General features: G+C 63.5%; 11 protein-coding genes and 6 tRNA genes. All 17 read right to left on the bottom strand.

Annotated elements, in window-relative coordinates; translation table 11 throughout:
* Positions 1–10: 10 nt before the first annotated feature.
* Positions 11–2,245 carry a polysaccharide biosynthesis tyrosine autokinase gene (locus PHD22_RS03760; RefSeq protein ID WP_299862475.1) on the bottom strand — a complete coding sequence of 745 codons (2,235 nt, stop codon included), beginning with the start codon at positions 2,243–2,245 and terminating at the stop codon, positions 11–13.
* Between the two features lie 73 nt (positions 2,246–2,318).
* Positions 2,319–3,539: a polysaccharide export protein gene (locus PHD22_RS03755; protein WP_299862472.1), complete on the bottom strand. Its 1,221-nt coding sequence runs from the start codon at positions 3,537–3,539 to the stop codon at positions 2,319–2,321.
* A gap of 114 nt (positions 3,540–3,653) precedes the next feature.
* Positions 3,654–4,091: a low molecular weight protein-tyrosine-phosphatase gene (locus PHD22_RS03750; RefSeq protein WP_299862470.1), complete on the bottom strand. Its 438-nt coding sequence runs from the start codon at positions 4,089–4,091 to the stop codon at positions 3,654–3,656.
* Positions 4,092–4,106: 15 nt separating this feature from the next.
* The gene (locus tag PHD22_RS03745; RefSeq protein WP_299862467.1) at positions 4,107–5,609 is read right to left on the bottom strand and encodes an MraY family glycosyltransferase; all 1,503 of its coding nucleotides are present in this window, start codon (positions 5,607–5,609) and stop codon (positions 4,107–4,109) included.
* A gap of 657 nt (positions 5,610–6,266) precedes the next feature.
* Positions 6,267–6,343, bottom strand: a tRNA-Asp gene (locus PHD22_RS03740).
* 35 nt (positions 6,344–6,378) lie between these two features.
* Positions 6,379–6,454, bottom strand: a tRNA-Glu gene (locus tag PHD22_RS03735).
* A gap of 13 nt (positions 6,455–6,467) precedes the next feature.
* Positions 6,468–6,543 (bottom strand) — tRNA-Ala (locus tag PHD22_RS03730).
* Positions 6,544–6,556: 13 nt separating this feature from the next.
* Positions 6,557–6,633 (bottom strand) — tRNA-Asp (locus tag PHD22_RS03725).
* Positions 6,634–6,700: 67 nt separating this feature from the next.
* A tRNA-Glu gene (locus tag PHD22_RS03720) sits at positions 6,701–6,776 on the bottom strand.
* A gap of 14 nt (positions 6,777–6,790) precedes the next feature.
* Positions 6,791–6,866 (bottom strand) — tRNA-Ala (locus PHD22_RS03715).
* A gap of 147 nt (positions 6,867–7,013) precedes the next feature.
* Entirely contained in the window at positions 7,014–7,778 is a 765-nt protein-coding gene (locus PHD22_RS03710; protein ID WP_299862464.1) for a PEP-CTERM sorting domain-containing protein, read from the bottom strand.
* 223 nt (positions 7,779–8,001) lie between these two features.
* Positions 8,002–9,408 (bottom strand): FAD-binding oxidoreductase, encoded by a 1,407-nt coding sequence (locus PHD22_RS03705; RefSeq protein WP_299862462.1) that lies wholly within the window; start codon positions 9,406–9,408, stop codon positions 8,002–8,004.
* Between the two features lie 28 nt (positions 9,409–9,436).
* Positions 9,437–10,345, bottom strand: coding sequence for a patatin-like phospholipase family protein (locus tag PHD22_RS03700; protein ID WP_299862460.1), 909 nt, complete (start codon positions 10,343–10,345; stop codon positions 9,437–9,439).
* A gap of 17 nt (positions 10,346–10,362) precedes the next feature.
* Entirely contained in the window at positions 10,363–11,691 is a 1,329-nt protein-coding gene (gene rimO, locus PHD22_RS03695) for a 30S ribosomal protein S12 methylthiotransferase RimO (RefSeq protein ID WP_299862458.1), read from the bottom strand.
* A gap of 59 nt (positions 11,692–11,750) precedes the next feature.
* Entirely contained in the window at positions 11,751–12,359 is a 609-nt protein-coding gene (phaR, locus tag PHD22_RS03690; RefSeq protein WP_299862456.1) for a polyhydroxyalkanoate synthesis repressor PhaR, read from the bottom strand.
* Between the two features lie 197 nt (positions 12,360–12,556).
* Positions 12,557–13,297: an acetoacetyl-CoA reductase gene (gene phbB, locus PHD22_RS03685; RefSeq protein WP_299862453.1), complete on the bottom strand. Its 741-nt coding sequence runs from the start codon at positions 13,295–13,297 to the stop codon at positions 12,557–12,559.
* Positions 13,298–13,340: 43 nt separating this feature from the next.
* Positions 13,341–14,081, bottom strand: a complete 741-nt coding sequence (phbB, locus tag PHD22_RS03680) for an acetoacetyl-CoA reductase (RefSeq protein WP_299862450.1) — start codon at positions 14,079–14,081, stop codon at positions 13,341–13,343.
* Between the last annotated feature and the right edge of the window lie 90 nt (positions 14,082–14,171).

Genomic DNA, 14,171 nt, shown 5'->3' with positions numbered 1-14,171 from the left:
ACTCCGCACATCACGCAGACTTCGAATACGAATATCGATAAACGTAGCCTTTATACCCGTATCGATAGCGCTGCCGCTCCGTATCCAGATCATTGAACACAAAGCCCTTCACCTGCACTCCCGCGTGATTGAGGCGCTTTACTGCCTGCTCCAGCTCGGCGATCGGATGGCGCCCGGCGCGGGCCACCATCAGGGTGGCGCCGGTTAGACGGCCGATGATGGCGGCGTCCGACACGGCCAGGATCGGCGGCGCATCCACTATCAGGGTGTCGAACTGCTCGCCAAGCTTTTCGAGCAGGCTTTCAAAGCGCAGGTGCATCAGCAGTTCGGAGGGGTTGGGGGGGATCTGGCCAGTGGTCACCACCCACAGGTTGGGCACGCTGGTGGGCTTGACGATCTCTTCCAGGCTGGCGGTGCCGGATACGTATTCCGAAACGCCCTGCTCCCGGCGCAGGCCGAATTCCTTGTTGATGTGGCCTTTGCGCAGGTCGGCATCCACAATCACGATGCGCTGGCCGCTCTGGGCCAGCACGGCGCCCAGGTTTTTGGAGATGAAGCTCTTGCCCAGGCCGGGGCTGGAGCCGGTCATCAGAATGGAGTTGTGGGTGGCGTCCATCAGCGCAAAGTGGATGGTGGTGCGCAGGCCACGCAGGCTTTCGATGGCGTCGTCTTCGGGGTTGGTCACCGCCAGCAGCTCGCCCGCCTTGTTGCCCTTGGCGCGCTTGACGATGCCCACTTCGTCCTTGCTGTGGGGGATGGTGGCGTACACCGGCAGGCCGAGCTGGGTTTCGATGGTCTCGGGGTCTTCAATCATCACCCGCAGGCTGCGCTTGATCCAGACCAGCGCGAGGCTGGCGATCAGGCCCAGCAGCAGGGCCACCACCAGGATCGCTGGTTTCTTAATGCCCACCGGTTCTTTGCTGGCAGCAGCAGCATCCACGATGCGCACGTCACCCACGGTGCCGGCCTTGGAAACCTTGAGCTGCTGAGAGGTGTTGACCAGGTTGGTATACAGGGTGGTGGAGACTTCCACATCCCGGGCCAGCTGCAGCACCTTTTGCTGGGTGTCGGGCAGCTTGTTTACATCTGCATCAAACTGGGCGCGACGCTCCTTGAGGCGCAGCAGGCGCTGGTCCACGGCCTGCACCCGGGGGTGTTCGGTGGTAAAGCTCTGGCGCAGCTCGTCGCGCTCCTGGCGCAGGGCCACGATCTGGTTGTCCACCTCGACCACCGATTGCAGCACGCTCTGGGTTTCCAGGTTGAGGTCCAGTGAGCCGCGGGACTGGCGGTAGTTGTTGTAAGCGGCCTCGGCGGCGTCCATTTCCTTTTTCAGGGCGGGGAGCTGGGTCTCGAGGAACTTGAGGGTTTTTTCGGCTTCGGCAGAGCGCTGGTCCACGTTTTGCCGCACGTAGGTGTTCATGATGTCGTCCAGCACCAGGACGATCTTGTCGATGTTCGGGCCGCTGAGGCTGGCTTCAAGAATGCCGGACTTTTTGCCGCGCTCCTTGACGGCGAAATTTTCACGCAGCTGCTTGATGGCCATCTCCTGGGACTGCTTGACCAGCACGAAGCGGGTGCCAGGGTTGGCCTGGAGCTTGGCGATGAAAACTTCGTATTTCTTGCCGCTGGCCCGCTCACCGACCTGGCCCTTGAGGATTTCGTCGTCGTCCTCGTCCAGCAGGGTATAGCTGCCGCCCTCCCCTGCCACCAGCATCAACGGCTTGTCGAGGGCCACACGGGGCACCTCCAGCGCGTCCACGCGGGCCTCTTCACCGCCCCAGGCGTAGCTGTTCATGCCCAGCCAGGGGCTGGCGGGTTGGTCGCCCTTGTAGCGGCGGGCCACAGCGCGGCCAATCACCGGAAAGGTCTTGGGGGTCACTTCGATGTCCAGCTTGAGCTTGGTGATCACCCGGCCCAGCACCATGCGGGAGGTCAGGATCTCCTGCTCCGCCGAGACGGTGGTGCTGTCGCCCAGCAGCGGGCCCAGGTCTTTCATCACCGCCGACATGCCGCCGGTGCTTTTTTCTTCCACCTGGATCAGGCCGTCGGCCTTGTAGACGGGGGTGGCCACAAGGCTGTAGGCGCCACCCAGCACAATAAAGGCAGAGGTGACGGCGGCAATCAGCCAGCGGTGCTCCATGACCACGGCGATGATCTCGCCCACGGCGAGGCCTTCGCCGGCGTCGTCGGAATCGGGGACTTGCTGGCCGGCAAGGGCGGCGGGTTTGAGCTTGTCGGTTTCCATGCGGTTGTTTTGGCGTGTGTTGGGGTCAGGCGAATGGCTTCGCTTTCAGGTGCTGAGCGTTGTGCGGGGCGGCTCAGGGGTTGCGGCCGCCAAACAGCGGGTACCTGGTACCGCTGATCTGGAACAGGGTCTGGGCGGTGGGCAGCACGTTGGTGATCACCCGGTTCCAGCGCACCACGTCGGCGGCATCCACATACACGATGTCACGCGGGCGGAGGGGAAAGCGGTCGGCCAGCAGCATGGCATCGGGAGAGGAGCCGTCCAGGTGGAAGAGTTCGGGGGTGTCGCTCTCGCCCCGCATCACGTAGATCCACTTGGGGTTGGCTTTTTCCTGAGCGATGTAGCCGGTGTCGGCCAGGGCCTCGGCGAGGGTGGAGCGTTTTTTGGTCATGACCAGGGAGCCGGGCTTCTGCACTTCGCCCAGCACAAAGATCTTGTTGAAGCTGCGGTCTTGCACGTTGAGGATGTCGCCGTGCTCCAGCAGGGCGTTCTGCTCGGTGGCGCCGGCTTCGTACATGGCCTGGATGTCCACCCGGTAGGTGGTGCCCTTGCGGGTCAGGAGCACGCGGGAGTGATCGGCTTCGGGGCCAAAACCACCGGCGCGGTTAACCGCTTCGAGCACCGTCATGGGGATGTCGGTGATTTCGAGCTGGCCGGGCTTGGCCACTTCACCCACCACATACACCCGCTTGCTGCGAAACGCCGCCATGCGTACGTCGAGCTGCACCTTTTCGATGAACTTGGCCAGGCGCACCGACAGCAGCTCACGGATCTGGCGGGTGGTCTTGCCGGCCACCTGCAGGGTGCCCACGTAGGGGTAATAGATGGTGCCGTCTTCGTTGACCACGGTGCCGGCCTGATCGGCAGAGCGGTACTGGCCGGCCGGGGTGGTGAGCTCCGGGTGGTCCCAGACGATGATGGTGAGTACGTCACCGGGGCCCACCTTGTAGTCGGGGGCAGTAACGGGATTGACGCCGCCCTTGCCACCCCGGCCGCTGATGTTGGTGTCGGTGGCGGTGGGCCGTTCGGCCGCGGCTTTGGTCATCTGCTCGATGATCAGCTCGGCGGTGATGGGCCTGATGGCGACGTTGGCGGGTACGGGCTCGGCACCGTCGGCGCTGCGGGTGGGCAGCCTGACCGCCGATTGGGAATCTCTCAGGCCGTAGGCCTTGTCACCCGGAACCAGGGCGCACGCCCCCAGGCTGGCACACAGGGCCGCCAAAAGCAGGGGCCGCACAAGTCGCTGACGTGGCGCAGCCACCCGGGCACGCAGCCCGCTCGGAATGCTCTTCATGGATAACCTGTCTTGATGTTTGTTTGACACACGGCGCAGCATGACGGGGCACGCCAGGTGGGGCAATTAACTGCTGCACAACACACCGGCGCGCGCATGGTGATCACCCTGCCTTTAAAGCCGTTTGACCCAGGCCGCGATGCCCGTGTCGATGAGGGAAATGGCTTCGTCCCAGACCGCCTGGGAGCGCCGGTAGGGATCGGGGATTTCGTCCTTGCTCCAGTGCCCGAGCAGAAAGGTCTTGCCGCGCACGGCGGGGTCGATGTCGCCCAGCGCTTCGCGGTGGTGGCTTTCCATGACCAGGACCAGATCGGCCCAGCGGCACAGGGCCTGGGTGGCTTGCTGGGCACGGTGGGCCGAGAGGTCCACGCTGCGCTCGGCCATTCTGGCCAGGGCGGTGTCGTGGGCGGGCTCGCCCACCAGGGCGCCCACACCGGCAGAGGCTACCTGGGGCGTGCGGCCGGCGTGTTGGAGGGCATTGCGGAGCAGGTATTCGGCAACCGGGCTGCGACAGATGTTGCCGGTGCACACCACGAGGATTCGATCGTACAAGGAGGGGCCTTGGGCTTAGGGTTGAAAGGCAAGCTGGATGCAGGGTTCGCCCGCAGCGCTGAGCACCCGGAAAATGGCTGGGCGCCGGATCTGGGCCCGGCGCTCGGCCTGACGCCGGTTGTCATGGGGGAGTTTGCCCCCCACCCGGCGGTCGTGGGCGTCGTCGCGCTGGATGTACTGGCGTACCTTGAGACCGTCGCGCTTGAGTTCGCGGCGCAGGCGGATGATGATCTTGCGGACGTCGTCCACCGGCAGGTCTTCTTCTTCACCCACCAGCTCGATGATGCCGTAGCACTCCTCGCGGCCTGCAAACGTGCGGTAGGCGGTAAACCGGAAATCAAAATCGGCGCCGATGAGGGCATTGACCTTTCTGGCGCACTCGCCGAGCCCCCTGGGGTCGAGACCGGAGACATGCACCCCAACCGCATGCACCGAGGTAAAGCCCAGCCGCCGATGAAAACGCCGCAGCAGCGGCACAAAGCGCCAGGGGCGCAGCAGCACCAGGAAGATGCCGCCAAAGGCCAAACCAAAAGCGATGAACATGCCGAGCTCGGAGATGCCGGCGTACATGCCGCCCAGGCCGATGGCCCCAAACAGGAGCTGCGCCATTGCCAGCATGAGCACCGTGTCCTGCACCCGGAAGCCGGCGCGCAGGAACAGGTGGTGGAGGTGGTGACGGTCGGGACGGAAGGGGGAGCGCTTCATCCAGAGCCGCCGCAGCATGACGCTGAGGGTGTCGATGAGGGGCACCGCAAACAGCCACAGGGTGGTCACCGGGGAAAACACCCGGCCGGACACATCGGCCTGACACAGGTCGGTGAGGAGCCAGGCAAACAGGAAGCCCAGCTGCATGGAGCCGTTGTCGCCCATGAAGCAGCGCGCCCGGCGCTGGCCGCGGTAACGCAGGTTGTAGAACAGGAAGCCCGCCACCCCGCCGGCCATGATCAGTACCAGGGACAGGTAGACCCAGTCGCCGGCCAGCATCAGGGCGAGGCCGATGAGCAGCAGGCTGATGGTGGAAATGGAGCCGGACAGGCCATCGATGCCGTCAATCATGTTGAGGGCGTTGATGGCGCCGATGGTGGCCACCATGGTGAGGGGCACCCCGACCCAGCCCAGGCCGACCAGACCGTCGGCGGCGAGGTAGCCCAGATCCTGCAGCATCACGCCCCCCCAGAAGATCATCAGCAGGGCAACGCCGGCCTGGATGGCCAGGCGGATCCGGTAGCCCAGGGCAAACAGGTCGTCCAGAAAGCCCACCGCAAACATGATCACCATGCCCACGCCCAGGGCCTGCAGACCTGTACCGAATTCGGGGTTGAAATACCCCACCAGCCCGAGGGCCAGCAGGTTTGCCGCGAGGATCCCCGCGCCCCCCACGGCGGGGGTGACATGGGTGTGGGCCTTGTGCCCCCCCGGCTTGTCGACGATGTTGAAGCGGAACGCTGCGTGGATGGCGTAACGGATGGCAACCGCCGATACGACGAAACCCAGCAGGAAGAGCAGTGCAGTAACCATGTTTATTCCTTCCGCCCCAACTGCCGGCCAGGACAGTTTTTTGCGAACTCGGGCAGCCGACCCACCCAGTGTTATCTGGCATGCAAGGTCAAGGACTTTTGCATACCGCAGTGCGACATTTTACGAAATATTGCATATGAATGTTGCGGTATTACATGCAACATCATGGCCCGATACAAAAAAATTACCCGTATCGGGCAAAGAGGCTTGGGCGCGTTACAAAAAAACTTCAGGCGGGGTGTGAATAACACCCTGGACACACGCTTAAAATCAGTTTTTGCTGCAAAGCAAAATTCACGCCCGCTTTAAAAGCGCAGGCAGAACAGCGGCTTGCCGGAGGCCGCTGAGGCGCACTCTGGGAAATGTAAAATTTCCCGACACATTTGTGGAAAAACAGCACGGGGCGCGAGTGACGCAGATCACCCGGATCGGGACACACCAGAGCGGCAACGATCCCTATGCCAAGCTCATTGCAGGGGATGGACAGGATTACCCAACGATTCTGACGAAACGCCCGTTGAGCAGATGATCGTTTTTGGCTGGGTGCGATGCGCGGTTCAGGTTCCGTCTCCCAAGAAGTGGGACACCGGAACGGGACGCTTGCTGGGTGACAGAAAATGAAAAAAACCCGTTGACGATCAACGGGTTTTTAAGTGTTGGCGGAGTGGACGGGACTCGAACCCGCGACCCCCGGCGTGACAGGCCGGTATTCTAACCAACTGAACTACCACTCCATTTGAACCTTGCTGCTGCACAGGACGTGTGATCCTGGCGTCCCCACGGGGATTCGAACCCCGGTTATCGCCGTGAAAGGGCGGTGTCCTAGGCCTCTAGACGATGGGGACCCGAACGAACTCTTGGTGGAGGTAAACGGGATCGAACCGATGACCTCTTGCATGCCATGCAAGCGCTCTCCCAGCTGAGCTATACCCCCAATTTACAACCGTTGGCGGAGTGGACGGGACTCGAACCCGCGACCCCCGGCGTGACAGGCCGGTATTCTAACCAACTGAACTACCACTCCGCTTTAACCTTGCTGCTGCAGCGCTTGCGCTACAACTGCCTGTACTGCTGCACAGGACTTTTGATCCTGGCGTCCCCACGGGGATTCGAACCCCGGTTATCGCCGTGAAAGGGCGGTGTCCTAGGCCTCTAGACGATGGGGACCCGAACGAACTTTTTGGTGGAGGTAAACGGGATCGAACCGATGACCTCTTGCATGCCATGCAAGCGCTCTCCCAGCTGAGCTATACCCCCGTCCAACGAAGACCGCATTATAGAGATGCTACGGGGGTGTGTAAACCCTCTTTCAAGACTTTTTAAGGGTTTTACGGGTGAGCGCGGGCCCTGCAATGCAAACGGCGGCTTGCGCCGCCGTTTGGGTGCTGCGTGAAGCCAGTCTGCTTAGGCAGACTTGCGACGACGGACAGCGGCCAGACCCATCAGGCCCAGGCCCACGAGGGCCATGGAGGCGGGCTCGGGCACCACGGCAACCTGGGCGCCGGTCAGGCGGAAGTTGGCATCCAGGTAGTTGGGGGTGGGCGCACCGTAGCGAGCATCCGCAACAGCCAGAACGGACTCGAAACCAGCCCAGGTCAAGTTGCTTTCGGTGATGCTCAGCTGGGCGCCATCGGAGAACAGGGAGCCGCTCACGGTGAGGGAGCCTGCGCCATCCAGGCCGCTGAAGGAGGTGCCGAGCAGGGCATTGATCAGGGCCAGAACCCCCGGGGTGGTGGCGCCATTGTAGTCAAGGGTAAAGCCCACCGGCAGGCCAGCACCATCATTGCCACCGGCAACGCCAGCGACAAAGGGAACGTTGTAGACGCCTTGGGTCAGGCCGCTGGCTGCCAGGGCACCCGTGAAGAGGGGGGTCAGACCCACCGGGCCGATGGTCAATTCGTAACCAGGAACGTTCTCGTAGAAGTCGAGTTCCAGCTTGCCGCCCGCGGAGACGATGAAGTTTTCACCTGCGCCCGGAACGTTGACGGTGACGAGGCCCTGCAGATCCAGCAGCTGAAGATTGAAGCTGCCATTGAGGTCGGCAAAGTTGGTGGCGATGACACGGCCGGTCAGGTTGGGGGCGGTGCTGAGGTAGGTCGCGGCAGCGGAAGCAACGGTGCTGGCGGTGGCCAGGGCGGCAACAGCAGCAAACTTGACGAGTTTCTTCATTGAAGTTCTCCGTGAAGATCTGAGGGGATTCAGGCAGCTCAGGCACGGCGCCTGAAACTGCCTCAAAAGTGTTAGGACTTACTGACCCGAAGCTTAAAGCAGGTAATGTGCCAAAAACAACATTCCCTTATTTATCAAAACCTTGACTCTTCCCTTAGACGGTAAAAAAGCGGCGCTGTAAAAAAATCCGACACCCGCGGAGCACGGCCTCTGGCCGACACCGCTATAAAACCTTGCCCGGATTGAACAGCCCGTGGGGATCGAGGCTGGTCTTGATCTGGCCCATCAGGGCCAGTTCGAGGGGGGATTTGTAGCGGGGAAGCACGCTGCGCTTGAGCTGGCCAATGCCATGTTCGGCAGAAATCGAGCCTTCGAGGGCGTGCACCTGGTCGTGGACGATCTGGCCGACCTCGGGGGTACGGGCGATGAAGGCGGCGTTTTCGCCATGCTGGGGGCGGGACAGGTTGTAGTGCAGGTTGCCGTCGCCCAGGTGGCCGAAGGCAATGATGCGCACCCCCGGGTAGGCGCTTTCGAGGGCGGCCCCTGCCCTGTCGAGAAATTCAGGGATGGCGCTGACCGGCACGGAGATGTCGTGCTTGATGCTGACGCCTTCGCGCTTCTGGGCTTCGGAGATGTTCTCCCGCAGGGACCACAGGGCGGCGGCCTGGGTTTGGCTGGCGGCGACGGTGCCATCTGCCACCTGGCCATCGGCCAGGGCGGCGGCGAGTTCGGCTTCGAGGATGCCGGCCAGGTCGATGGTCAGGGTATCGCTGAGCTCGACCAGGACGTACCAGGGCTGGGGGGCGGCCAGCGGGTCGCGGGCGCCGGGAATGTGCTGGAGGACCAGCTCAAGGGCCGGCCGGCTGATGAGCTCGAAGGCGGTGACCCGGTCACCCGCCACGCCCCGCAGGCGCGACAGCAGGGCCACCGCGGCGGCGGGGCTGGCCACCCCAAGCCAGGCGGTGACCACCGTGCGGGGACGGGGAAAGAGCTTGAAGCTGGCGGCGGTGACGATGCCGAGGGTGCCTTCGGCGCCGATGAAAAGGTGCTTGAGATCGTAGCCGGTGTTGTCCTTGCGCAGGGCGCGCAGGCCGTTCCAGAGTGCGCCGTCGGGCAGGACCACTTCGAGCCCGAGGAGCAGCTCGCGGGTGTTGCCGTAGCGCAGCACCTGGACCCCGCCGGCATTGGTGGAGACCACCCCGCCCACTTCACAGGAGCCTTCGCTGGCGAGGGAAAGGGGAAAGAGGCGGTCCACCGCCAGGGCGGCGGCCTGGACTTCGGCCAGGGTCAGGCCGGCCTCCACCGTGATGGCGTTATTGGCGGCATCGACGCGGCGGATCTGGCGCAGGCGGGACAGGTTGAGGACGATGCAGTCCCCTTCGTCGGCCCGCGGAGTGGCGCCGCCGCACAGGCCGGTGTTGCCGCCCTGGGGCACGATGGCACAGCGGGCCGCGACACAGGCCCGCACCACGGCGGCCACCTGCTCCGCCGTGCCGGGCAGCACGACCGCCCTCGCCCGCCCGCGGTAGCGCCCCCGCCAGTCGGTGAGGTAAGGGGCGGTGTCGGCGGGGTCGGTAAGGCAGTGGGCTGCGCCGACGAGGGCGCGCAGGGTGTCGAGGAAGGCGGTCATGGGGCGCTCCGGCCGGACGGATCCGGCCTCAGAGGAGTCGGCGGAGGGCGGGAAGGGCCGCCTGTACGGCGGCTTCACCTTCGGCGATGGCTTCGGCGCCCCGGTGGTAGTCCATCAGGCCGAGCTGGGCCAGACGGGGAGAGATGAGTACATCCGCCGGTTCGCCGGCGAGGCGGCTGCGGGCAATGCGGACGGACATGATGGCGATGCTGTTCTGCATCACGCTGAGCATGGAAGGCAGGGGCTCGACCGGCGCGCTCCTGCCCTCCCCTTCTCCCGGGCTGCGGCCGTTGCGGGCCAGGCGGGAGAGGAGTTTTTGCGGCCAGCCGGGTTCGGCGGGGGGCGCGGGCTCGGTGTCCGCGCCGTTGCGGGCAGCCCAGCCGACCACATCGGAGTTGAGCTCGACGGCAATCACCAGGTCGGCCCCCATGGCCCGGGCCAGCGACACCGGCACCGGATTGACGAGGGCGCCATCCACCAGCAGGCGGCCCTCCTGCCAGACCGGGGCGAGGAGGCCAGGCAGCGCGATGGAGGCGCGGACCGCGGCGGAGATGCTGCCTTCCCGCAGCCAGACTTCGTGACCGTTGTGGAGATCGGTGGCGACGCAGCCGAAGGGGTGCACCAGGGCGGTGAAGTCCCGGTCCACAAACTGGCGCTCGAAGAAGGCCATCAGTTTATCGCCCTTGAGCAGGCCACCGCGCAGGCCCATGTCCATCAGGCCGACCACGTCCTGCCAGCCGAGGGTTTCAACCCAGCTGCCGAGCTTGTCCACCTCCCCGGCTGCAGCCACTGCGCCCACAAAAGCGCCGATGGAGCAGCCGGTGATGATCTGGGGCTCGATCCCCTCCCGCGCCAGCGCCCGCAACACGCCGATGTGCGCCCACCCCCGGGCGGAGCCGGAGCCAAGGGCGATGCCGATGCGGGGGGTGCGCTTCATGGGGAGCCCCGCGCGGATCAGATGGGTTCGGCGTAGAGGTCGTGCACGTCGCAGTCGGTGATGCGGACGCGGGCGAATTCGCCGGGTTCGAGCTGATCGCCGGCGGGGATGATGACCAGGCCGTCGATGTCGGGGGCGTCCCCCGGGGAACGGGCCAGGGCGCCTTCTTCGTCGATCTCGTCCACCAGCACGGTCATCTCGCGGCCGATGAGACGCTCGAGGCGTTCGGTGGAGATGTCTTCCTGGAATTCCATGAGCTGGATGCGCCGCTCTTCGCGGATCTCTTCGGGCACGGCGCCGGGGAGTTCGTTGGCCGCGGCCCCTTCGACCGGCGAGTAGGCAAAGGCGCCCACCCGGTCGAGCTTGGCTTCTTCAAGGAACTGGAGGAGCTGCTCGAAATCTTCTTCGGTTTCGCCGGGGAAGCCGGTGATGAAGGTGGAGCGGATGGTGAGGTCGGGGCAGATGTCGCGCCAGCGGCGGACCCGCTCGAGGGTGTTTTCGGCGCTGGCCGGGCGCTTCATGGCCTTGAGGATGCGCGGGCTGGCGTGCTGGAAGGGTACGTCGAGGTAAGGCAGGATCTTGCCTTCGGCCATCAGCGGGATGATGTCGTCCACGCTCGGGTAGGGATAGACGTAGTGCAGGCGGACCCACACGCCCAGATCGCCAAGGGCGTTGCACAGGTCGTAGAGCTTGGTGCGCATGGGCTTGCCGCCCCAGAAGCCGGTGCGGTACTTGGTATCCACGCCGTAGGCGGAGGTGTCCTGGGAGACGACCAGCAGCTCCTTGACGCCGGCCTTGACCAGGTTTTCGGCTTCGCGCATCACGTCGCCGATGGGCCGGCTGACCAGGTCGCCGCGCATGGAGGGGATGATGCAGAAGGTGCAACGGTGGTTGCAGCCTTCGGAAATCTTGAGGTAGGCGTAGTGGTCGGGGGTGAGCTTGATGCCCTGGGGCGGGATCAGGTCGATGAAGGGGTCGTGGGGCTTGGGCAGGTGCTTGTGCACCTCGTGCATCACTTCTTCAGTGGCATGGGGACCGGTGACGGCGAGCACCTGGGGATGGGCGGCCATGACCACGTCGTCCTTGGCACCCAGACAGCCGGTGACGATGACCTTGCCGTTTTCGGCGAGGGCTTCGCCGATGGCATCGAGGGATTCTTCGACGGCGGAGTCGATGAAGCCGCAGGTGTTGATGACCACGAGATCGGACCCTTCGTAGGAGGGGGAGATTTCGTAGCCTTCGGCACGCAGGCGGGTAAGGATGTTTTCGGAATCGACGAGGGCCTTGGGGCACCCGAGGCTGACGAATCCGACCTTCGGGGCGGCCGCAGTTTTGGCTTGGCTCATGGGCAGAAAAACCTTTGGGGAATAAGTGCAAAGGCCGCGACGATTGCGCGGCCCGGGCTTTATTTGTGAGGCGCGACCGGCGGCTCGGCTTCGGGGGTGTCGGGATCCCGCGGCTCACCGGTAAAACCCGGGGGCGGGAAACCTGGAAACGGGAAGCCGGAGAAGATGTTGCGGGTCTGGCTGTCGAGCTGTTCCTGCATCTGGGAATACATCTTCTTGGACTGTTCCATGTAGGCGCCCATCATGCTTTGCATGGCCGGCCCCTGGAAGTTGAGGAACTGGGCCCAGAGGTCCTGATTGACGGCGGGGTTGTCACCGTACACGGAGCGGACCTGGTCCTGCATTTTGGCCTGCATGTCGGTGAAGGCCCTGATGTTGCTTTCCAGGTACTTGCCCATCATCCCCTGCATGGCATTGCCATAGAAGCGGATCATCTGGGACAGCAGTTCACTGGTGAACATGGGGGCACCCCCGGCTTCTTCCTCGAGGATGATCTGGAGAAGGATGTTGCGGGTGAGTTCTTCACCGGTCTTGGCGTCCACGACCTGGAAGTTGCCACTTTCAAGCACAAGGGCCTTGACGTCCGCAAGGGTGATGTAGGAGCTGGTCTGGGTGTCGTACAGGCGGCGGTTGGGGTATTTTTTTATCAGGCGAATCTGGTCTGCCATCGGTCTCTTCTCCAAGCGGCGACGATGCTCGCCGCGGAGAATTATACTGCGCTGCGCAAAAAAAAGTCTTTTAAACGCCCGGGCTTGCGGAAAGATGACACGGCAATGACGATTTTACGGGTGCGTCCTGCCGGCCGCCCCAATGAAAAGCCCCGCCATGAGGCGGGGCCGGGAGACACCTGGAACGACGGAAAGGCTTACTGGCTGTAGAGGCCGCCGTTGATGTTCAGGGTGGCGCCGGTCACGTAGCCGGCCAGGTCGGAGGCCAGGTAGACCACCGCAGCACCGATCTCTTCCGGCTTGCCAAGACGCTTGACGGGCACGGTGTCGATGATGGCGTTACGGATCTCTTCCTTGATGGCCATGACCATGTCGGTGCCGATGTAGCCCGGGGCGACGGCGTTGACCGTGACGCCCTTGGTGGCCAGCTCGGCAGCCAGGGCCTTGGTGAAGCCAATCACACCCGCCTTGGCAGCGGAGTAGTTGGTCTGACCAGCCTGGCCCTTGACGCCATTCACGGAGGAGATGTTGATGATGCGGCCAAAGCCACGCTCAGCCATCTTGGGGGAGATGGTGTGGGTGACGTTGAAGAGGCTGCTCAGGTTGGTGGAGATGACGGCATCCCACTGGCTCTTTTCCATCTTGGGGAAGAACTTATCGCGGGTGATGCCGGCATTGTTCACCAGAATGTCGATGGGGCCGACTTCAGCGACGATCTTCTCGACAGCCGCCTTGCACTGCTCGTAGTCGGAGACATCAAAGCCGTACACGGGGATGTCCAGGCCTTCGGCCTTGCGGGCTTCCACCCAGGCGTCCTTGGCGGGATCGCCCGGGAAGAAGTTGCCCACCACGCGCACACCTGCGGCGGCGAGGGATTTACAGATTGCAGTGCCGAGACCACCGACTGCGCCAGTAACAAGAGCGATGCGTTGCGTCATTTCACTTTCCTTTTGTTGCGGTGCAAAAAAAACAAACAGGCGATTAGAACATATGCTGACCGCCATTGATGGAAATATTGGCGCCGGTCACGAAGGCGGCCTCTTCGGACGAGAGGTAGGCCACGAGACCGGCGATTTCTTCAGGCTTGCCCAGACGGCTCACCGGAATGTGGGGCAGGATCTTGCTTTCCAGCACTTCCTGGGGAATGGCCATGACCATCTTGGTGCCGATGTAGCCCGGAGAAATGGTGTTGACGGTAACCCCCTGCCGGGCGACTTCCAGGGCCAGGGCCTTGGTGAAGCCATGCATGCCGGCCTTGGCGGCGGAGTAGTTGGTCTGGCCGAAGGCCCCCTTGATACCGTTGACCGAAGAAACGTTGATGACACGACCCCATTTGCGCTCGACCATGCCGTCCATGACCTGCTTGGTCATGTTGAAGACGCTGTCGAGGTTGGTGCTCATGACGGCGTCCCAGTCCGCCTTGGTCATGCGCTTGAAGGTCATGTCGCGGGTGATGCCGGCGTTGTTGACCAGCACATCCACGGGGCCGATGTCTTTGACGATCTGGTCGACGCAGGCCTTGCAGGAGTCGAAATCGGAGACGTCACAGGGGTAGGCCCGGAAGCCGTAACCCATGTTGTTCATGGTCTGGAGCCATTCGGCGGCCTTGCTGTTGCCGGGCGAATGGGTGGTGACCACCTTGTAGCCGAGCGCGGCCAGCTTGACGCAGATGGACTCGCCGAGTCCCCCCATTCCACCAGTAACCAGTGCTACACGTGCCATGTTGTTTCCCTCCTAGTGCAGTTTTTTCGGGGGTGACACCAACACCTTCAACCTCCCCCTTTTTTTGGCTGACGGTGCGTTTTTCTAGTT

Source organism: Zoogloea sp., assembly GCF_028693495.1.
Classification (GTDB): Bacteria; Pseudomonadota; Gammaproteobacteria; order Burkholderiales; family Rhodocyclaceae; genus Zoogloea.
Note: the sequence above shows the minus strand (reverse complement) of the source record. Positions and strands in the feature narration are given on the sequence as shown.